The 19,990-nt window shown below is 40.6% G+C and carries 20 protein-coding genes; 6 read left to right on the top strand and 14 right to left on the bottom strand.

From position 1 onward, the window contains the following. Positions 1-4 precede the first annotated feature (4 nt). Positions 5-832: an S-formylglutathione hydrolase gene (gene fghA / locus RB151_RS14755; protein WP_042845010.1), complete on the top strand. Its 828-nt coding sequence runs from the start codon at positions 5-7 to the stop codon at positions 830-832. A gap of 96 nt (positions 833-928) precedes the next feature. Here fghA and RB151_RS14750 read toward each other — a convergent pair whose 3' ends face one another. From RB151_RS14750 to hemP, 9 genes are all read right to left on the bottom strand, one after another. Beyond that, positions 929-1,147: a HEAT repeat domain-containing protein gene (locus tag RB151_RS14750; RefSeq protein WP_042845009.1), complete on the bottom strand. Its 219-nt coding sequence runs from the start codon at positions 1,145-1,147 to the stop codon at positions 929-931. Positions 1,148-1,475: 328 nt separating this feature from the next. Beyond that, entirely contained in the window at positions 1,476-1,688 is a 213-nt protein-coding gene (locus tag RB151_RS14745) for a HEAT repeat domain-containing protein (RefSeq protein ID WP_042845008.1), read from the bottom strand. Between the two features lie 307 nt (positions 1,689-1,995). After that, complete coding sequence (locus RB151_RS14740) at positions 1,996-2,787, bottom strand: heme ABC transporter ATP-binding protein (RefSeq protein WP_395347456.1); 792 nt, start codon at positions 2,785-2,787, stop codon at positions 1,996-1,998. Then, positions 2,788-3,789, bottom strand: coding sequence for a FecCD family ABC transporter permease (locus tag RB151_RS14735; RefSeq protein WP_071548269.1), 1,002 nt, complete (start codon positions 3,787-3,789; stop codon positions 2,788-2,790). Continuing rightward, a complete protein-coding gene (locus tag RB151_RS14730) occupies positions 3,786-4,607 on the bottom strand; it encodes a heme/hemin ABC transporter substrate-binding protein (protein WP_042845005.1) in 822 nt (273 codons plus the stop codon). Before RB151_RS14730 ends, RB151_RS14735 begins: the two co-directional genes overlap by 4 nt. A gap of 16 nt (positions 4,608-4,623) precedes the next feature. Continuing rightward, a complete protein-coding gene (locus RB151_RS14725) occupies positions 4,624-5,673 on the bottom strand; it encodes a hemin-degrading factor (protein WP_042845003.1) in 1,050 nt (349 codons plus the stop codon). Between the two features lie 24 nt (positions 5,674-5,697). Further along, complete coding sequence (locus tag RB151_RS14720) at positions 5,698-7,698, bottom strand: TonB-dependent hemoglobin/transferrin/lactoferrin family receptor (protein WP_071548268.1); 2,001 nt, start codon at positions 7,696-7,698, stop codon at positions 5,698-5,700. Between the two features lie 82 nt (positions 7,699-7,780). Further along, the gene (locus RB151_RS23220; RefSeq protein WP_129466200.1) at positions 7,781-8,053 is read right to left on the bottom strand and encodes a hypothetical protein; all 273 of its coding nucleotides are present in this window, start codon (positions 8,051-8,053) and stop codon (positions 7,781-7,783) included. Between the two features lie 82 nt (positions 8,054-8,135). Further along, a complete protein-coding gene (hemP, locus tag RB151_RS14715) occupies positions 8,136-8,309 on the bottom strand; it encodes a hemin uptake protein HemP (RefSeq protein ID WP_094301214.1) in 174 nt (57 codons plus the stop codon). A gap of 225 nt (positions 8,310-8,534) precedes the next feature. On the opposite strand from hemP, the gene RB151_RS14710 reads away from it, so the two are divergent. Beyond that, entirely contained in the window at positions 8,535-9,164 is a 630-nt protein-coding gene (locus RB151_RS14710) for an NAD(P)H-binding protein (RefSeq protein WP_042844998.1), read from the top strand. 168 nt (positions 9,165-9,332) lie between these two features. Then, a complete protein-coding gene (uhpC, locus tag RB151_RS14705) occupies positions 9,333-10,658 on the top strand; it encodes an MFS transporter family glucose-6-phosphate receptor UhpC (RefSeq protein WP_042844996.1) in 1,326 nt (441 codons plus the stop codon). A 53-nt stretch (positions 10,659-10,711) separates the two neighbouring features. Here the strand turns inward: uhpC and RB151_RS14700 are convergent, their stop codons facing one another. From RB151_RS14700 to RB151_RS14680, 5 genes are read right to left on the bottom strand one after another with little or no spacing between them, the layout of a single operon-like run. Further along, on the bottom strand, positions 10,712-11,656 hold the full coding sequence (locus RB151_RS14700; RefSeq protein WP_048607809.1) for a DUF1177 domain-containing protein: 945 nt from the start codon (positions 11,654-11,656) through the stop codon (positions 10,712-10,714). A gap of 2 nt (positions 11,657-11,658) precedes the next feature. Next, positions 11,659-12,381 carry a dipeptidase PepE gene (gene pepE, locus RB151_RS14695; protein ID WP_042844993.1) on the bottom strand — a complete coding sequence of 241 codons (723 nt, stop codon included), beginning with the start codon at positions 12,379-12,381 and terminating at the stop codon, positions 11,659-11,661. A gap of 3 nt (positions 12,382-12,384) precedes the next feature. After that, the gene (locus RB151_RS14690; protein ID WP_080750873.1) at positions 12,385-13,578 is read right to left on the bottom strand and encodes an aminotransferase class V-fold PLP-dependent enzyme; all 1,194 of its coding nucleotides are present in this window, start codon (positions 13,576-13,578) and stop codon (positions 12,385-12,387) included. Between the two features lie 20 nt (positions 13,579-13,598). After that, positions 13,599-15,227 carry an OPT/YSL family transporter gene (locus RB151_RS14685; protein WP_042844990.1) on the bottom strand — a complete coding sequence of 543 codons (1,629 nt, stop codon included), beginning with the start codon at positions 15,225-15,227 and terminating at the stop codon, positions 13,599-13,601. Between the two features lie 53 nt (positions 15,228-15,280). Further along, positions 15,281-15,994 carry an IclR family transcriptional regulator gene (locus RB151_RS14680; RefSeq protein WP_048607806.1) on the bottom strand — a complete coding sequence of 238 codons (714 nt, stop codon included), beginning with the start codon at positions 15,992-15,994 and terminating at the stop codon, positions 15,281-15,283. Between the two features lie 642 nt (positions 15,995-16,636). On the opposite strand from RB151_RS14680, the gene galE reads away from it, so the two are divergent. The 3 genes from galE to galK all read left to right on the top strand — a co-directional run bounded on the left by galE (position 16,637) and on the right by galK (position 19,981). Then, complete coding sequence (galE, locus tag RB151_RS14675) at positions 16,637-17,662, top strand: UDP-glucose 4-epimerase GalE (RefSeq protein ID WP_071548267.1); 1,026 nt, start codon at positions 16,637-16,639, stop codon at positions 17,660-17,662. 12 nt (positions 17,663-17,674) lie between these two features. Continuing rightward, positions 17,675-18,727, top strand: a complete 1,053-nt coding sequence (locus RB151_RS14670; RefSeq protein ID WP_042844984.1) for a UDP-glucose--hexose-1-phosphate uridylyltransferase — start codon at positions 17,675-17,677, stop codon at positions 18,725-18,727. A gap of 93 nt (positions 18,728-18,820) precedes the next feature. Then, positions 18,821-19,981, top strand: coding sequence for a galactokinase (gene galK, locus RB151_RS14665; protein WP_042844983.1), 1,161 nt, complete (start codon positions 18,821-18,823; stop codon positions 19,979-19,981). The last annotated feature ends 9 nt before the right edge of the window (positions 19,982-19,990 follow it).

Genomic DNA, 19,990 nt, shown 5'->3' with positions numbered 1-19,990 from the left:
AGTCATGGAGAGAATTGAACGCCATGCCTCTTTTGGGGGGTGGCAAGATGTTTATCAACATCAATCTACGGTGCTTGGCTGTGAAATGAAATTTGCTGCCTATTTACCGCCTCAGGCAAAAATTCAGCCTTGCCCAGTGATTTATTGGTTGTCAGGGTTAACCTGCGATGAGCAAAATTTTATTACTAAGGCGGGTGCGCAGCAGTTTGCTGCTCAGCATGGTGTTATTTTGGTAGCCCCTGACACAAGCCCTAGAGGGGCTAAAGTGGCGGATGATGAGGCTTATGACTTGGGTCAAGGAGCAGGTTTTTACATTAATGCTCTGCAAGCTCCATGGAATAGCCATTACCAAATGTATGATTATATTGTGTCGGAATTACCCACTTTGGTCGAAGCTCATTTACCCGCTTCAGATAAGCGCTCCATTTTTGGTCATTCCATGGGTGGGCATGGGGCACTGATGATTGGCTTACGTAATACGGGCCGTTATTGTAGTTTATCTGCGTTTGCACCTATTGTGGCTCCATCTCAAGTTCCATGGGGGCAAAAAGCATTTACGGCATATTTAGGGGATGAACGGGAGCGTTGGTCTCAATACGATACGGTAAATTTGCTTGAAAACGCGGACTCTATTCCCCCAATATTAGTCGATGTGGGTACGGCGGACCCTTTTTATAAAGAACAGTTAAAGCCTGAATTGTTTGCTGATATTTGCGATAAAAAACAGCATGCATATACATTAAATTTACGCGATGGTTATGACCACAGTTACTATTTTATTAGTAGTTTTATTGGTGAGCACATTGCGTTCCATGCATTACATTTGAAATAAAATAGCTAAAACACAAAAAGTGGGGCTCGATAATGAGTTTCACTTTTTTATTATAAAAATTAGAAATATTTAGATAACAAATTTCAGAGTATTATTCTATTCAAAGTGTTGGTTTAATAATTTGCTCACAGCATTGATTGCACTTATTGCAACATCTCTATTTGGGTCATGACAGAGTTCAAGTAATCGGTTAATTGTATTATTTTGCTCAATAGGTAGTTTACAGTTACCTAAAGCTGAAATGGCGGCTATTTTGACGTCATCATTTTTTCGTTTAGTTAAACGAAGAAATGTTTCTAACACTCTATGATCCATAATTTATCCTAAAAAATACTATTATTAAAAATAGATGGGAAAAATATATTAATATTATTAATTTCCTAATTATTAAAGTACAGGAACGTTGATATTAGCAAAATAAAATTATAAATAATATTAAAAAAACTCGGCTGCTGTGTGCTATTTTATGAGAGGGTTTAATCACCAAATTACCTAATAAATCATAGGGGTTTATCTTCGTCGGTATCAGGTTCAATGGTGATTTTTCAGGGAATAAGAAAGCCTGTTAAAGTTTATGACAATAAGCTAGAAGGTGAGTGCTATATACAATAGCATGACTCGAAAAAATAGTATTACCCATAGATTAAAAGTGGTCAGAAAGTTTACTTAATGCTTTTATTGCAGATACCGCAACATCTTTATTTGGGTCTTTGCATAATGCAAGTAGCCGAGTGATAGCCGTCTGCTGCTCAACTGTGGCTCGATAATCCCCCAATGCAGATATGGCCGCTATTTTTACATCATCATTTCCTCGGTGTGTTAATTCTATTAATGTTGTTATGATATTATTTTCCATGTGCTTCCTTGTCAGCTTTACTAAATCACACATGCATTCTAAGTGAAATTACTTGATATTTATTTTTTAATTTAGGCTTATTATTAACGTATTGTTTTGATTCTACTCATTTTTAGAATAATAACCACGTTGTATATTTAATAATGGTAAATCAATAGGCTATGCAGGAAATAAATGATCACAGCAACAACTTATAAGAGTAGGGCTATTTTAAATAGTGACAGATAATTAGATTAAAGGGTAAATAAAAGCACTTTAGCAAGTTATGAGTTAAAGTGCTTATGGGGTAATTAATATTATAAATAAATCAATGGCGTAAATAAATATATGGCGTGTTATTTTCAGGGTGTAGAGTGACGCCTAAATCTGCTTGATACCAACGCGTTAGGTTTTCGGTGGTTAATACATCAGTAGGAGAACCTTTCGCCACAAGTTGACCATCATGGATTAATAAGACTTTATCCGCATATAATGCTGTAAGGTTAAGGTCATGCAATACGCAGCAAACTGCTAGTGGCTGTTCACGAGTGAGTTGGTGTAATAACCGTAGGCTATGCTGTTGGTGGTATAAATCGAGAGCAGAGGTTGGCTCATCAAGAAATAAACAAGCCGGTTGTGGGGTTGGCTGCCATAATTGGGCTAACACGCGCGCTAATTGGACTCGCTGTTGTTCCCCCCCTGAAAGCTGCCGGTAATCCCGTTGGCGCAATGGTTGGCAGTGCGTTTGTGATAACGCCTCATCAATGGCAAGGTGCTTGTTTTCAGAGCCATAAGGTGTTCTCCCCATAGCAACTACATCTTCAACCGTAAATGCAAATTGCAGGTGACTATGCTGTTTCATGACAGCGCGTTTACGTGCTAAGTGGTTGTGATCCCAATCGGATAGTGCCTTGCCTTCTAAAAAGCAAGCACCTTGAGTTGGAGTATTGTAGCCGGTGAGTAACTTCAATAAACTGGATTTACCTGCACCATTAGGCCCAATAATAACGACCATTTCCCCTTGTCCTATCGATAAACTGATATCTTGGATCAAGGTTTTGTCGTGGATTTTGTAAGATAGATTTTTGGCTTCTAACAATGTTGGTTTCATTTGCGTCATTTAAATTTTCCCCGCGGGTTGCCGTAGAATCAACCATAAGAAATAGGGGCCACCAATAAGGCCAGTGAGTAAACCAACAGGTATTTCTGCAGGGGCAACAGCTGTTCGCGCAATAGTATCGGCAATTAAGAGTAGTGAAGCACCGACTATCGCAGAACCTGGGATTAACCAGCGGTGATCAGGGCCAAGTGTCATGCGGATCAAATGCGGAACGACTAAGCCAACAAAACCAATGACACCGCTCATCGCAACAGCACAGCCGACCAACATGGCGCTAAGGAAGAGTAAAATAAATTTAGCGCGTTCAACATTTAGGCCAAGATAATGAGCGTCTTCATCGCCGAGTTGTAAGATATTAAGCTTGTTCCCTTGTGCTAAACAGACAACACTGATGGGCAAAATAACGGAAGCGGCAATAGCCAATGAAGGCCAGTCAACATTCCCGAGTGTTCCCATCATCCATAAGCTAAATGTTCTGAGTTGTTGGTCATTACTGATATAGCTAAGAACCCCAATAAATGACATACACAATGCATTAATGGCAATTCCGGCTAATAAAAGCCGTGCTAGATTGCCATTTGATGAACGATTCAAACTAAAAATAATGAAAGAAACGGTCAGGCTACCCACGAATGCGGCAGCAACGTGACCATAGCCCTGCATAACCGTCGGCAATGAAATGGAAAAAACAATAAAAGCGGCAACGGATAAAGCAGCACCACTACTAATCCCCAATAAACTTGGGTCCGCAAGCGGATTACGAAATAGGCCCTGCATAATTGCACCTGAAACAGCGAGTGCAAGGCCGACTAGGATTGCAATTAAAATACGCGGCAGGCGAATGTTTAACCAAATTTGCCAGTCGGTATCTGTGGCAGAAGCTTGCCACAGCGTTTTAAATGAAAAGTTCATTGCACCTGCATTAGATGCGAGAACGGTCAGGCCACAAAGCATTAGAAATAAAACGATAATCACCAAAAATGGGTTTTTAAAACGGCTCATTGGGACTTTTCTAATGCCTCACGTAGTTGTTGCATGACTTGAGGGGTACCTAAGCTAAAGGTGAGCATACCGACATCGTCAACAACGAGCAGAGCTTTGTTTTTCCCTGCTGGTGTCATTGACATTCCCTGTAATTTCCACACTTTATCGATCCCCCCTAGTGACTTAACGCCTTCTTCCGTAAACACGATTAAATCAGGTTGGCTTGAGAGTAACCCTTCTTGAGATAAAGGGCGGTAACTCTCAAAGTTAGACATCGCATTTTTTGCCCCGATGGCGCTGATAACACTATCTGCGGCAGTCTGCTTCCCTGCTGCAAGGGGCAGGACTCCGCCATGGCTCATGATAAATAGAACTTTTTTATCAATAGGCGTTGTATTGACCTGGCTTAGTGCTTGATTAAATTGATTAATAAGTTGCTCGCCTTGGCTCGTTTTTCCCACGGCGTTAGCAATAGTCTCAATTTTTTTGGGAATGGCTTCTAAATTAGGCTTCCCCGTTACCTTGATGATTTTTACACCACTTTTTTCTATTTGTGATAATGCCATCGAAGGTTTTGCGAGCTCACTCGCTAGTACGAGTGTTGGGCGCATGGATAACACGCCCTCCGCATTTAGCATCCGCATGTAGCCAACATCAGGAAGTTTGGTTGCTTGCTCGGGGTGAAGGCTGGTGCTATCGCGGGCAACGAGTTGTTGTTCCGCTCCTAGGGCATACACAATTTCAGTGACGTCACCACCTAAAGTGACGATACGTTCTGTTGCGTAAGCACTCATAGATATGACCAGCGTTGCAATTGTTAGAAGCCATTGTTTCATAATAAGTTACCTAGTTTTAAATGCGTGGTAATGCGGTGACTTGTTGGCGCCATTGCTCTTGCTCTGGAGTCCCTTCGGTACGCTGCCCATACATTTGTGCGATTTGATTTCCTTGGTTATCAAAGACTTCAAGACTAGTTACAAAGCCATCTTGTGTGGGTTTACGAGTTACCCAGCATTCGGCAATGCCATTTTCAATCATGTGCAAGGTGAAATCAGGGTTGAAAATGTTTAGCCACTTTAAGTCTGAACCTTCGCTTTGGTATGGCATGATTTTTTTTATTTCACCAGTAAAAATTTGCACACATCCGCGGTTGCCCACAAAAATCATGATTTCATTCTGATCCTTAAATGCAGTATTAATCAGCTGATTGAAGGAATCATTAGGGACTTTCCAAGCTAAATCATCGCTAACAGCGGCAAAAACTTGCTGGCGGCTTAAGTTATTTTTCTTTAACAACACAAAAAACTGATGGACATCCGTCATATCGCGCCATTGTTGTTCTAACTGGCGCTTTAGTTCTTCGCTAATAGGTTGACTGGTAAAAGGAACGATGGGCTGATGAACTAATTCTGCATTATCTTGGGTTGTGTATTTGTCAATTAGCGCATACCAAGCCGCCATATCCGTTTCTTCAGTGGTATAGACCTTATGTAGAGCATCACCATGTTTGTCAAAGAACTGAATACTGTGGCGTTCACCTTGTTTGCTTTCTTCAGTCAGGGCAAAAATCGCATCCCAGTGACTAAAAAACATCCGCAAATCAAGTGCGCGAGGGTTCAAAATTAACCCACCATGCGGGCTAAATGTGGCATTGTCATAGCGACCAACTTGCTCATGAACCACGTATTCGTTGCGAGTAATAGCTTTGACTTTCCCAACACTAGCCAATTCGGTCAGAAGCGTAGGTGCATCAATATCTAAGCGCACAGCTTTATCATGACCCACACGACTGTGTAGCAGTTGTGCTTCAGAAACATTTAAATAAGCGGCAAGATCACGAGCGTATCTGGCTTTATTCTCTGCTTTAGCTTGTTGGTAACGCTCGAAAAGTGTTGAATTCACGTGTATCTCCTTAAATTGTGTGAATTACCATTGGAAGCTGACAAGTAGCTTGGCATTACGACCATCTTGCGGAATGCCTTGCGATGAGTAATATTCTTTGTCGAAGGCATTGCCTAGTACCACACTCGTTCCTAACCCTTTGAGCTGCCCATCACCTTGGTAACTGACGTAAAAGTCATGAACTGCATACCCCGCTTGTTTAGGGGCTTTTGAGGCTTTATTGAAATTGGTGTGGCGTGTAAATTCGCTTAACCAGCCTACAGAGAACCCACTATTGGCGACAGGGATTGACAGGTTGCTTGTGACGGATTCTGGCTTGATGGAGGTAATTGACTCACCATTGAATTCATTAATTCCTTCAGTGCGGTTGTAAGCTAAACTCCATTTGGCATAATCATTTGTATAATCGAGAGAAGCATCCCAACCCCAAATTTTGGCGCGCTTGGCATTGATAGAGGTGGTGTAGTTTTCCACCATATTAACGTCGGTATTGATGTAGTCTTTCGCTTTAGTATCAAAGTAGCTCGCTTTAAACTGTAGGTTGTCACGAGCCATCATTAAGTCATCAAAACGCAAACCAAAGCCATATTCAGCTGTCCGAGTTGTTTCTGGTTTTAAGTTTGGGTTAGGACGCCATCTGTTAAATTTATTCAGTCCCATAGGGAAGTGAATGCTATCGTTATACATTTCCATCATGGTAGGTGCGCGAAATGCTTCAGAATATGAAGCAAACAGCATTGACCAGTCAGTTGGCGTAATACTGACTGCTCCTTTAGATGACCATTTACCTTCTTTGACTTTTTCATTACCTTTCGCTTTCGATTTATAATGGTCATAACGCGTGCCGATAATGAACGAAACAGGTAAATCTTTTAAGGTGATCTCATCTTGTAAAAAGCCAGAAGCAAAGGTGATCTCAGCATCAGGGAATTGAGTGGCTGCCGCGTAAGGGGTTTGTTTTTGCTGATAAGCTTCGCTGCCATAGGTTAAGTTATGCGAAGCAACAGGTAAGTCGTAGAAATTAGTTTTATTATCAATCTTTATACCAGAGGTTTTTTGCGTACGCCCCTCATAAGGGGTGCCTTGCCCTTTGGCTGTGATATTGACCTCTGAATAATAAGGCGTCACTTTTAGGTCGAGCCAATTCTGTGAAGACGGTTTTAAATGGTATGTCGCTTGTGCATCACGTTGGCGAGTCGTGCGGTTAACTTTTAAGTTTTTAGGTGTACTAGTGAGCTCTTGAGGGTTTTTTGGCTCGTGAGCATCGTTGTTGTAGTAACGGAGTTGGCCTGATAATTTTTGCGTATCGTCTATTTGCCATGTTCCTTTAGCTAATAGGTTGCCAATAGTCTCTTTGTTATCCATGTCATCGCCATTACTCATGCGAATATCGCCAGTCTCTTTGGTCACGAAACTGAATACGCCATCAAGGTTGTCGCTACGACCAAAAGCGGTACCACCAAAGCCAATACTATGATCTCCAGTTGAGCCTTGGGTAAATACACGGAAGCCGTGGTTTTGCCCTTCACGTAATAAATCTTTCGCATCAACGGTTTCCCACGCGATGACTCCCCCCATGGCACCACTACCATATAGCAAAGCTGAAGGGCCTCGAATGATTTCCACTTGCTTAATCAAGGCAGGGTCAATAAAGGTACCATTAATATGGCCCGTATCAGTACCTTGTCGTACACCGTCAACAAGCGTCAAAATCCCATTGCGATCAAAACCACGCATATAAATATCTTGGCCATTGGTGCGAGCGGTTCCTGTCACACCAATTCCAGGCACTTTACGTAAAATATCATTCACGTTATTTGCAGTTTCGGTTTCTGGGGAATTATTTTTGATTACAGTCACCATCATTGGTGTATCAAAGCTATCGCGCTCAGTCCCAGTGGCATAGACGGTCATAATATCGTTGGCATTCTTTTTGGATGAGACTTCAGTGGTTTGGGCCTGTGCACTGGCTATAACCCCCAATATCGCACTGGTTATAACTGACACTCGTAAAACATGGGACATAATTGTGAGACTCCATAACGTATTTTATTTTTCGCTGTATTAAACAGAATGAGTTAAATATTTATTAATTAGCAGCTTATGGCTAAATAAAAGTGAGTGGGTCAGGGGGAACTGACTTTGGTATCACACAGGGGAAATTGAGTGTAAGTGGTGCGCTAGCATAAGAAAAAAGGGGAGTTAATGACTGTAGATCACTGAGATAGGCGTAGTTTGGTTGTGATAACGGAGTAACGTTATCTGTCATTTTACGCAAATAGAATGGTGTAAAACCATGTTGGTGGATCGAATAGTTATTTATGTATACAGGGTGCCCAGAGGCAAAAATAGGGTATACAGACGTCAGTTTAAACTCCATAAGAAACCTTTCCTATGCTTAGGTTAAGCTGGCTGCCTGGATAATAACCTAGGTGGCTTGCGATTTATATTTTTGGCACAGACTACTTAGTTAAAATCAATTTACCTGTACGTGTTTGTCTTAATAAATAAAGTTCGCCATTATGTTGAATTGAGACCTTGCCATTAGGCCCCAAGAGTTGTTGGCTTTCTATTACGTCAGCTTTAACGGTTTGCTTTGCCGTTTCGACGTTGTGTTCTGCAACTGGCGCTGTCATATTATTTACCACACTAAATTTGTTGATAATAGAAATGATATTGAGAATGATTATCTTTAGAATCATTGTCAATATCAAGCGTTTTTCACAAACAAACAACAAAAGGGATACAAACCTTTGAGTCGGGAAGAAAATTATTCATTATGGGAGAGCTAGCAAAGGCAATAAGCGCGATGCAATGCTAAGCTATAGTTAGGGTTCACTGCTGACTCATGGAGAAATAAAGTGAAATTACTCATTGTTGGGGCAACAGGGCTAGTCGGTAGCCATGTATTATCATTAGCTTTAGCTGACCCTCGAGTCACGCAGGTTATTGCGCCTACGCGCCGTGATTTACCTGAGCATGCTAAGTTATGGGCGCCAACGGTTGATTTTAATCATTTGCCAGATGAGGCAGATCTTTGGGGAGTTGATGCGGTGGTGTGTACTTTAGGGTCAACAATGAAAGTAGCAGGGTCAAAGGCTGCATTTCGCCGAGTTGATTATGATTACCCGTTAGCCTGTGCTGAGCTCGCTAAAAAATGGCATTGTCCAACCTTTGTTTTGACTTCGGCATTAGGCGCTAATGCTAATTCCCCTTTTTTCTATAGCCGAGTGAAAGGGGAGCTTGAAAAGCGTTTAATATCATTGGGGTTTTCTTCTTTAACAATAGTGCGTCCAAATGTCATTAGTGGTCACAGAAGCCAAGAACGCCTTGGTGAAGTGGTGGTAATACGGGTTATTTCGTTTTTATCTCGTTTGCTTCCTGCAAGTTGCCAAATTAGCCCTGCAACTAATATAGCCTCAGCGCTACTCGAAGGCGCAGTCAATCCTATTCAGGGTGTGAATATTGTGTCATCAAAACAATTGGCATAACCAATTCACTCATTAAAAAATGAAGCTTAATCGATTAAGTTTTTTTGATGTCGGTAACAAATTGAAATAAAAATGTAATAAAACTGTAACATTTAAGTAAATTCACCTATTGTTGCTATCAATGTATTGTCATATTTTTGCCTGCTAATACTTTTAGTAGGATTCAATATGTCAATATTTAAGGAACAACCAGATGTGCCAGTAACGATGTCAAAATCGGAAATCGACGCAAAATATAAATACTGGCGTCTGCATTTAATGATTGTTAGTTATATTGGTTATGCTGTTTTTTATTTCACACGCAAAAGTTTTAACTTTGTTATGCCTGAAATGCTAACTGATTTGGGGATCACAAAGGGTGATATCGGAATGGTTGGGACAGCTTTTTACCTAACTTACGGCGCTTCTAAGTTTCTGTCTGGGATCATCGGTGACCGCTCTAATCCACGCTACTTTATGGGGGTTGGGTTAATTGCCACTGGGGTCGTGAATATTCTATTCGGTTTAACATCATCCATATCCATGTTTATTGTGTTATGGATGGTAAATGCATTCTTCCAAGGGTGGGGATGGCCACCTTGTGCGAAAATCCTCAATACATGGTACTCACGTAATGAGCGGGGTCTATGGTGGGCGATTTGGAATACCTCGCATAATATTGGCGGTGCCATAATTCCAATTTTGTCTGGTGGTGTTGCATTAGCATTAGGGTGGCGCTACGGAATGATTATCCCTGGTGTTATTGCTATTGTGATTGGTATTGGTTTGTGTATTTTGCTACGTGATAGGCCGCGTACGATGGGGCTACCGACAGTTGGTGAATGGCGCAATGACATTGAAGAATTAAAATATGAAGCCAAAGGGGCGGGGTTACCACTAGGCCAGATCCTTAATCAGTATATTTTTAAAAATAAGGTATTGTGGGTATTAGCGCTGTCTTATGCCGTAATATATATCATTAGAACCGGGATCAACGACTGGGCTAATCTTTACTTAATTGAAGATCATGGTTTTAATCTACTGTCTGCGAACGCCGTCGTTATGATGTTTGAAATTGGTGGCTTTTTTGGGGCTATCGTAGCTGGATGGGGTTCTGACTTAATCTTTAAAGGTAATCGTGCGCAGATGAATGTCATATATGCGCTAGGGATTATCATAACGTCATTCTGTTTATGGATTGTGCCAGTTGATAACGAATATGTATTTTCATTCTTATTTTTTATGACTGGTTTCTTTATTTTTGGTCCACAGTTCCTTATTGCGATGGCCGCTGCTGAAAATTCACATAAAAATGCTGCGGGTGCGTCAACAGGCTTTGTTAGCTTATTTGCTTATATTGGGGCATCAATTGCAGGTTATCCGCTATCGTTGGTGATTGAAAAATACCAATGGAATGGTTTCTATTCGTTATTATTAACCTTATCCATTTTCTTGATCCTACTGTTGATAATTGCGATGGCGATGACAAAAAAGAAAATCAGTAATGATGCATAACGGTTTATCATAAAACCCAAAGGTCACTTTGATAGTGACCTTTTTTCGCTAAATTAACCTTGAATTTGTGCAAGGGAGCCGTACAAGTTATACAACACATCATACTCGTCTTGTTGGTAAAAGCGTATTTTGTTCCAACAAAACTGCTTCGCAACTTCAACAGTAAACCTTGTAGCATCAACAAGTTCACTTTCATAACTTGCACCGGTTTCGCTACCGGGGACCAGTGCTTTGGCTGTGATGGCTAAGCCAACTACAGGAGCATGGGTAGCAACATGGGGTTGCATAATGGAATTGAAATGATAAACACCGTTTTCATAAGGGGAAATATCTTGCGTGGTAATTGGGAATGTTTTTGCTACATCACCAGTCGCATATTCCATTAAACGCACTAAATCTGGAGAAACTCGCAAAATATAGCCTTGCTTGGCAGTTGGTGAAATCGCAATTCCTCGGTGTTTAATAATACTATTTCCCTTGGATGTATCGATAGATAAAATGGCATCCATCTGTTTATCGACTTCGTATTTATTCATCGTAGCTGAGGAAACGGGCATCCCCATAAAGTCGACAGGGTCATGAGGGGTTATCGAAACATGGGTTGCAATATGGGAGGTTATAATCACATCCCCTTTAAGCCGGCTACCTTTTGCTGCCATATCAAGTAGTTTCATCGCACTTGCAAAGGCAACAATAGAGCCATCAGCATCAGACACTAACCCGATTCGATTAGGTTGCGCTTGTTGTGCCCCTAAACGGCCAATAATACCAAGTGTTGGGTAATTTCCACCAGATAGTTTTCCCTCTGTACCGGGAATGACAACCTTAATAAAATGGCATAATTGACGAGTATCTTCAGGAGCCTCGTAGTTGACTGAGGTCACCGTGATTTGAGCATGGTCGGGGCTAACAGAGCTTAATAACGAGGACATTTTTTCCCCATCAACATGGGGGCTGTCCAATAACTCATAGACTTGGCTAACATAGTTCAATGACATTATTATGCTCCTTTAATCATATCTAATCGGAAAGGTTGGTTAGTGGTAATTTCTTCAATTTTATCGGGGCCACGTAGCCATAATGCATTTTGGTCACCTAAAATAGTGCCTTGTTCATTTTCAATAAATAACGCGGTACCTTCGTAGAGGGCAATTAACTCTTCGGTTGGGTTAATCGTCAAAAATTCATTTAAACGTTCTTCGCGGCTTTCCCCATTGTGACCAACTGGTTTGCCAGAAATAAAGTGTGGGTTAATTTGAAATGGTGATATGTTCAGTGAATTAAATGAAGGTGGTTGAACAATAGGCATATCATTAGTTGTACGGATCGTAGGGGTTGCAACATTACTTCCTGCACTCCACCCCATATAAGGTACTCCATCCTGTTTGACGCGCTGGGAAATTACGTCAACAATTTTGGCATCGTATAGGCGTTTTAGTAGAGCGAATGTATTTCCCCCACCAATTGCGATAGCTTGTGCTTCCTGCACTGCACTAATCGGGTCGCTAAAATGATGAATGGATTTTAATTCATAACCTAAGGCTCTAAATACAGGTTGTACAATGGCTTCAAACTTATCAAAGCTAAAAGTCACTGCGGCATAAGGAATAAATAAAATATTTTGTTTTTTATGTTGTAATAATCGATGAATTTGCTCATCAGCATGTTCTAAATAATTCATGTTTCCCATGCGTGAACTACTCATTAATAATGCTTTAGTCATTTTTTATTCCTTTGTAATATCATTAATTGCGTTAATAAATAAATCTATTTCTTTTTCAGTATTAAAATAATGCAATGATAATCGAGCCATTTTTTCTATGTTATAGAACTGCAAAATTGCCGTTGCCATAAAATGCCCTGATTCAATAATGATATTTTTAGCTTCTAATTTTTGCATTAATAAATCAGAGGAAATACCCTTAATGTTAAATGGAATTATTCCTATACGCTGATTGCTATTATCTGGACCATATATTTCAATATTTGGAATTGTGGCTAATTTCTGCATAGCATATTGTGTGAGGGTTTGATTACGTATTTCAATTTGCTCAATACCTAATTGGGATGCATAGTCTAATGCAGAGTTCAAACTGATAATTGCAGGGATATTTGGGCAACCTGCTTCAAAACGTTTAGCGGTCTTGGGTAATATCACCGTACCTGTTTTAGGGTCGATGCTACTATTCCACCAACCAACTAGCATTGGGGTTAATAAGGGGATTAACGACTCACGGACAAAACATATCCCACTGCCTTCGATTGCTCTTAAGCCTTTTCGTCCACAAAAGGACATAAAATCACATTGCCAATTTTGAACATTAACACGATACATTCCAATAGCCTGAGAGGCACTGACATGGCTTAATACCCTATACTTTTGGGCTATTTCACAGATAGCCTGCACAGGTTGCATAACGCCAGTTATATTAGATAATGCCACAAAACTGATGAGTTTCGTTTTGGAGGTAATGGCGCATTCTATGGATGCGGGAGAAATAACCCCTTGCTTATCGGCTTGAACAGTAACAATTTTTATTCCTTTTTCTTCTGCTAGCAATTGCCATATTGAAATATTACTGAGCATTTCGGTATCCGGGATAATAACTTCATCACCTGCTTGCCATGAAATACCTCTAGCAATTAAGCAAATGGACTCTGTACCATTTTTAGTGAATGCAATTTCACTTTCTTTAGCACCAATAAACGCGGCCATTTTTTTCCGGCAAACTTCGACCTGCTGGTATGTTGCTTTGCGAAAACTTGGCAGATAGATACCTTGTTCTGCTGTTTTGTCGAGGTAGGCCTTTACCGCATCAATGACCGGTTTGGGTGGGGGGGCTGCGGCTCCAGTATCGAAATAGACGTAGTTTTGTGAGACTAGGGTATCTTGCTGTGCTTGTTGCCATATATTCATCATAATTATATTCCTATTGAAAACTATCGAGCCCATAGGGAAAGCAGTTTTGCTTTTATCGTTGGAAGAAAGGCTTTGGCGGTGGAATAGAGCGCATCACCGGCAATGAGTCCTCCAGCGAAAGTTGAAATTTTATCTGAGCTAATATTAAAGAAGCGTTGTATGATGACCCGCACGGCGAGCGCTACGAGAACGGTCCAACCTGCAATGGGGTAGTTGATCATCAAGCCTGTTGAAAAAAGAACACCAATTTGGTTTTTTGCCCCGCCAATTAATTGAATAACAGCCCCAGGAATGGCCCACAGTAACAACATCATTGCGACATCAGATGAACTGCCTGCTTGAATTGTTGCCGCATAGAGTCGAGAGGCAGGGACAATTTTGTCTTGCTGAAAATAGAAATCATAAGTCAGTGCAACAACGACTAAGGCACAGGAAAAACCAATAATAGAGGCAAAATATTGTTGTTTTCGGCCATAGCGTTCAACATTTGGGTTTTTGCCGTTACCGCGGATCATAAACCCAGTCTTTAAGTCAAACCCCATATCTGCGAATGCAGGGCCAGTGGCGACACAGAACCCAACTAATACGGCTAATGCTTCAGGGGGAAAACCAATAAGGATACCTATCATTAATGAGATAAGCGCAGCTGCCGTCGCTGGAAACCAACCTGAATGCATGGCAGCCATCCCCACAATCATCTCTTGAATCAAAGCTGCTAGGGTAGCAAAAATAAGGAATCCGATGAGTTGTGGCAATGTCATCGTCACAAAAATTTGGCTAATAAAGGTTAAGGCGAGGGCGGTGAGAAAGTAGAAAATAGCCCCTTTAATTAGTGTTGATTTAATACGGCGGCTACTTTGAATAAGTTCTTCACTTTCTTTAATTCGCTGATCCGTTTCTTTTTTATTACGAAAAACAATGGCACCTATTTGAATGAGTGCGACAATTCCTGCCCCAATCATTACACCGTGAGGGACATAGTGTTCATATAAATTATAACTAATTAGACCCGATTCAGAAAAACCACGAATAAGTAAGCCAATAGCAAACATGAATAATGCAAAGATACTACCGATTAAAGCGATACCTGCAGAGGCCATAGGGATGCCAAATCCCGCACCGATTGCGCCTGCAGCAAAGCCTGTTAATAGAGCACCTAGTCTTTTGCCACCTTTATTTCCTGCCCATAGTGTTTCTGCTGTTGCAACGCCAGCAGGCCAAGAGGCACTCGCTGGGTATGCGCGAGTATTAAATAATCCGTATAATATTGTGCCATCAATAATAATAGCCACAAATGCACCAGCCATCATAGGGTAAATTAATTCAGGCATACCGAGCACCCAAGGGACACCGATTGAGACCATCAATCCATTCGCTGCGGCAAAGGTGGCGGCTGAAATACTGGTTTGAATTAAATTTTGAGCATCTATAAATTTAAATGAAGAAAAAATTGAAAATGGTAATCTTGATAATAATATAGCTAATACAGCGCCAATAATTGAGGTGTTCGCCGATATTCCTAGTGTGACAATAATTTGTATACCGATAATAGCACCAACAAATGATAATATAATTATTGCAATAAGCAGTGCTGGAGAAAAAATAGATACACGTACCTCAGTATCATTTTTATCATGAGATATATTCATAGAGTTACCTATTTTAATATTGAATTATATTTATTTTTTATATTTCTCCATATTTAAAATATGGCAGATAACTTACTTGCTGTAGATTTTAATAATGGATAATATTCAGTTAAATTTTTACTTTGGCTTGAGGCAGCAATACATAAAGAGCCTAACACCCCTTTTTCAAATGAAAAAATAGGTACTGATAGCCCTTGAGTCCCTGCAAGGTAAGCTTCTTTCGAATAGGCATAGCCTTCATCCGCGTAAAGTTTCAATTGATGTTTTAATTCCAAATCATTTTGTAAATTGTGTTTTAAAAGATAATCCTCAATATAAGTCACATCCATTGAACTTAAGATAATTTGTGTAAAAGGCGCTTCGTGTAATGACAAGGCCTCACCTTCTTTTGAGGTAAAGCGTATTAGGTGGTCACTTTCTAAAATAAAATTACAAATGGCGATATCGTTATAGCGACGATAAATAAAAATAGTTTCATGCGTTTTGCTGGCTAATGGCTGGAGGTAATCATTAGCCAACTGAGAAAATTGCCGTGTATTATTTGCTATGTGGCCAATTTCGATGCAGCGTAAGCCCAATAAGTACTCTTTACTGTTATTTTTTTGTAGAAACCCTTGCTCCTCTAGAAGGTTAAACCCACGTTGCACCATTGAGGGGCTTTTACCGATATGACGAGCCAGTTCACGCACTCCCCATATTGGTTTATCAATTGAAAAATGGTCTAGCAGAGTTAAAACAAACCCTGCGGATTGTAACTGATTACTCATGCTTCCCCCTGTGTGCATTAAATTAAACGGTATTATTGTTATTTTTCGTTCCTTTATCAGGAACAGTGTTCCGCTTATCGATGTAAATATATTTAGATGAAATAACATACAAAGTAAATGATTTGTTGCTACAGTGTTAAGTTGGTCACTGAATCAATTGTGATTATTCATCAAAACAAGAGTTATTTTTATGTAATATGTTGATTTTTATATTTAATTATATGGTTGTAGACTGTTCCTAGTAGCGAAACAGTGAGTGGGAGCGTTGATATATGAGATGAATGGCATAAATCATCAAACAAGAATGGTGGTGACTAAACGTTATTCATAATGTGGTTGGGGGGGAACCCTAATACACTGATTTCGACGCGGTTGAATATTTTTTCGTCATAATAATATTCATAAAGTAACTTATTAGAGTCACAAAGTTACTCTGTGCTTTTTTATCCAAATCATTATCCTCGATTGGCATCTTATTTTTTCAATTCTCATGACATTCATCGGTTCTTTGCTATTTTTGTGTAAACGTTTACACTAAATCGAGTTTGATCACAGAATTGGATATCAACTCGTTGGTATACTCGCCCACAACGGCAAGCTGAAAGGCAAATATGAAATTGAAGGCGTACTAAGGAGTGAAACATGCAGCAGGGTGAAATATTCGTCACTGGGGGATTGGGTTATATTGGTAGTCATACTTGTGTCCAATTAATAAAAGCTGGATTACTTCCTGTTATTGTTGATAATTTACATAATGCTAAATTGGAAGTGCTTAATCGCATTGAACAATTAACTGGGGTGAGGCCGGTTTTTTATCACTGTGATATTCGAGATGAACCGGCTATTAAATCTATTTTTAGCGCCCATCAATTTCGTTCAGTTATTCATTTTGCAGGGTTAAAAGCGGTTGGCGAATCAGTTAAAAAACCCATTGAATATTATGATGTTAATGTCAATGGCACATTGGTTTTAGCTCGTTGTATGAATGAAGCTAACGTAAAAAGCTTAATTTTCAGCTCTTCGGCTACCGTTTATGGGGAACCTAGCACATTACCCATTACAGAAAACTTCCCAACAGGTAACACGCAAAGCCCTTATGGCACCAGTAAATACATGGTTGAGCGTTGCTTATCTGACCTTTATCACGCCGATAATTCGTGGTCGATTTCCTTATTACGCTATTTTAACCCTGTGGGTGCACATTCATCAGGCCTGATGGGGGAAGACCCTCAAGGTATGCCAAATAATTTAACACCTTATATTACACAGGTTGCGGTAGGAAAAAGGGATAAACTAGCAATTTATGGAAACGATTACCCTACTGTTGATGGGACTGGCGTTCGTGATTACATCCATGTAATGGATTTAGCCGATGGGCATGTTGCTACATTGCAAGGAGTCGGTCAGCAAGCAGGGTTACATATCTATAACTTGGGAACCGGAAATGGCTTCAGTGTACTGCAAGTGTTGCAGGCGTTTGAAAGAGCCGTTGGGAAGCCTATTCCTTATACTATCCAACCTCGTCGTGCTGGGGACATCGCAGAGTATTGGTCTACCCCTGAAAAAGCGTATCGTGAATTAGGTTGGCAAGCGGTGCGTACCCTTGATGATATGGCCGCAGACAGTTGGCGTTGGCAAGTAAATAACCCTAATGGATACAATAAATAGGAGATTGATAGCATGAATAAGATGCCATTTAACCCCTCAGATTGCCCTCATCGCCGTTATAACCCGTTGACGGGGCAATGGGTTTTGGTTTCACCTCATCGAGCAAAGCGCCCATGGAGTGGTCAAGATGAAAAGCCGTCAATAACAGACTTGCCTGAATACGATAAAAATTGTTTTCTGTGCCCAACAAATACTCGTGTTTCAGGCGAGGTAAACCCTAACTATCAAGGTACTTATGTTTTTCAAAATGATCACGGTGCTTTGTTAGAGCAAGCCTGTGTTCAGCCAGAAAACCAGTCAGCGTTATTTCAAACTCAATCAGTCAGAGGCGTTAGCCGAGTCATTTGTTTTTCACCAGATCACAGTAAAACGCTACCTGAGCTTTCACTTCCAGAAATTGAAAAGGTGGTGGAAACATGGCAACAGCAGGTTACGGAACTCAGTAAACAATTTACTTGGGTTCAGGTATTTGAAAATAAAGGTGAAATCATGGGGTGCTCTCAACCGCACCCTCATGGGCAGATTTGGGCGAGTGATTTTCTGCCAAATGAAATCGAACGAAAAGACCATTTTTTAGCACAATACTATCAGCGCCATGGCAGTAATCTACTGATGGATTATGTCAATGCAGAACAAAAATCTGGTGCGCGTACTGTGGTGGAAACAGAGTATTGGATAGCAGTTGTACCTTATTGGGCCGCTTGGCCGTTTGAAACGATGCTGTTACCTAAACAACCGATTAGGCGCATGGATGAAATGAATGAGACCGTCCGTACAGACTTGAGTTTGGCGCTAAAAAAACTGACTTGCCGCTACGACAATTTATTTCAGTGTTCCTTCCCTTATTCGATGGGGTGGCACTTTGCCCCTTATTTTAAACCACATAAAGATATTGAACATTGGCAATTACATGCGTTGTTTTATCCGCCGCTATTGCGTTCTGCAACGGTCAAAAAATTTATGGTGGGTTATGAAATGTTAGCTGAAACCCAGCGTGACCTAACGCCAGAACAGGCAGCCCAGCGTTTAAGAGAGGTTAGCGAAATACATTACAAACAACGCTAAACCTAACGAAATAGCTAAGGAATTATTCAAATTAATATTTGCTTGGATTTTATTGTTCGAGTAAATCAATTTTACGATTAAGGAAAGCAAACAATGGAAATGCTGAAAAAAACGGTTGCTAATTCATTCGAGAAAACCTTTGGTTATCCAGCGAATATTTATGTTCAGGCTCCAGGGCGAGTGAATCTGATTGGTGAACACACAGACTATAATGACGGTTTTGTGCTGCCGTGTGCCATTAATTACCTAACAATGACTGCGGCGGCAAAACGTGATGACCGTATTATTCGAGTAGTTGCTGCCGATTATAATAATGATTGTGACGAGTTTAGCCTAGACCAAGAAATTACATTTTTACCTGAAAAAATGTGGGCCAATTATATTCGCGGTGTAATTAAGTTCTTGCTGCAACGTGGGTTTAAGTTTAACGGATGTGATATCGCAGTCAGTGGCAATGTACCGCAAGGAGCGGGGTTAAGTTCTTCAGCTTCATTAGAAGTGGTTATAGGGCAAACAATGAAGGCCTTGTATCAATTAGATATTAGTCAGCAAGATATTGCGCTGAATGGTCAACAGGCGGAAAACCAATTTGTCGGTTGTAACTGTGGCATCATGGACCAATTAATTTCAGCCTGTGGTGATGAGGGGCATGCCTTATTGATTGATTGTCGTAGTTTGGATTTACTGGCAATTTCTATCCCTGACGACCTAGTTGTGATGATAATCAATTCAAATAAACAACGGGGGCTAGTGGGAAGTGAATACAATACTCGGCGTAAACAATGTGAAGAAGCTGCTGAGCGCTTGGCTGTAAAGGCATTGCGTGACGTGACCTATGATGAGTTTTTGCAAAAACAACATCAATTACCGCCATTAGTTGCCAAACGGGCTAAGCATGTGATTAGTGAAAATGAGCGTACACAGTTAGCCGCAATCGCGTTGACACAAAATGATTTACCCTTGTTAAGCCAATTGATGGAGCAATCACATATTTCCATGCGCGATGATTTTGAAATCACCGTAAAAGAGATTGATACATTAGTCGACATTGTGAAATCTATTTTAGGGGCTCAAGGTGGTGTGCGTATGACCGGTGGTGGTTTTGGGGGCTGTGTGGTGGCCTTAATGCAACAACAACTTGTGCAACCAGTGATTGAGGCTGTTGAAGCCCAATATTCTAAAATGACAGGCTTACAGGCGGATATTTATGTTTGTCAGCCAAGTGCCGGCGCTGGCGTAGTGAGTTTGAGTTGATCATAGAAC

Origin of the sequence: Providencia rettgeri (assembly GCF_001874625.1) — a bacterium.
Taxonomy (GTDB): domain Bacteria; phylum Pseudomonadota; class Gammaproteobacteria; order Enterobacterales; family Enterobacteriaceae; genus Providencia; species Providencia huashanensis.
The sequence above is the reverse complement of the archived record's forward strand: the minus strand, read 5'-3'. Positions and strand labels throughout refer to the sequence as shown.

Bases quoted from the DNA above. Each gene is read 5' to 3' on its own strand.
- fghA (WP_042845010.1), top strand. From the start codon at position 5: ATGGAGAGAATTGAACGCCATGCCTCTTTTGGGGGGTGGCAAGATGTT.
- RB151_RS14750 (WP_042845009.1), bottom strand. From the start codon at position 1,147: ATGGATCATAGAGTGTTAGAAACATTTCTTCGTTTAACTAAACGAAAA.
- RB151_RS14745 (WP_042845008.1), bottom strand. From the start codon at position 1,688: ATGGAAAATAATATCATAACAACATTAATAGAATTAACACACCGAGGA.
- RB151_RS14740 (WP_395347456.1), bottom strand. From the start codon at position 2,787: ATGACGCAAATGAAACCAACATTGTTAGAAGCCAAAAATCTATCTTAC.
- RB151_RS14735 (WP_071548269.1), bottom strand. From the start codon at position 3,789: ATGAGCCGTTTTAAAAACCCATTTTTGGTGATTATCGTTTTATTTCTA.
- RB151_RS14730 (WP_042845005.1), bottom strand. From the start codon at position 4,607: ATGAAACAATGGCTTCTAACAATTGCAACGCTGGTCATATCTATGAGT.
- RB151_RS14720 (WP_071548268.1), bottom strand. From the start codon at position 7,698: ATGTCCCATGTTTTACGAGTGTCAGTTATAACCAGTGCGATATTGGGG.
- RB151_RS23220 (WP_129466200.1), bottom strand. From the start codon at position 8,053: ATGGAGTTTAAACTGACGTCTGTATACCCTATTTTTGCCTCTGGGCAC.
- hemP (WP_094301214.1), bottom strand. From the start codon at position 8,309: ATGACAGCGCCAGTTGCAGAACACAACGTCGAAACGGCAAAGCAAACC.
- uhpC (WP_042844996.1), top strand. From the start codon at position 9,333: ATGTCAATATTTAAGGAACAACCAGATGTGCCAGTAACGATGTCAAAA.
- RB151_RS14700 (WP_048607809.1), bottom strand. From the start codon at position 11,656: ATGTCATTGAACTATGTTAGCCAAGTCTATGAGTTATTGGACAGCCCC.
- pepE (WP_042844993.1), bottom strand. From the start codon at position 12,381: ATGACTAAAGCATTATTAATGAGTAGTTCACGCATGGGAAACATGAAT.
- RB151_RS14690 (WP_080750873.1), bottom strand. From the start codon at position 13,578: ATGATGAATATATGGCAACAAGCACAGCAAGATACCCTAGTCTCACAA.
- RB151_RS14685 (WP_042844990.1), bottom strand. From the start codon at position 15,227: ATGAATATATCTCATGATAAAAATGATACTGAGGTACGTGTATCTATT.
- RB151_RS14680 (WP_048607806.1), bottom strand. From the start codon at position 15,994: ATGAGTAATCAGTTACAATCCGCAGGGTTTGTTTTAACTCTGCTAGAC.
- galE (WP_071548267.1), top strand. From the start codon at position 16,637: ATGCAGCAGGGTGAAATATTCGTCACTGGGGGATTGGGTTATATTGGT.
- RB151_RS14670 (WP_042844984.1), top strand. From the start codon at position 17,675: ATGAATAAGATGCCATTTAACCCCTCAGATTGCCCTCATCGCCGTTAT.
- galK (WP_042844983.1), top strand. From the start codon at position 18,821: ATGGAAATGCTGAAAAAAACGGTTGCTAATTCATTCGAGAAAACCTTT.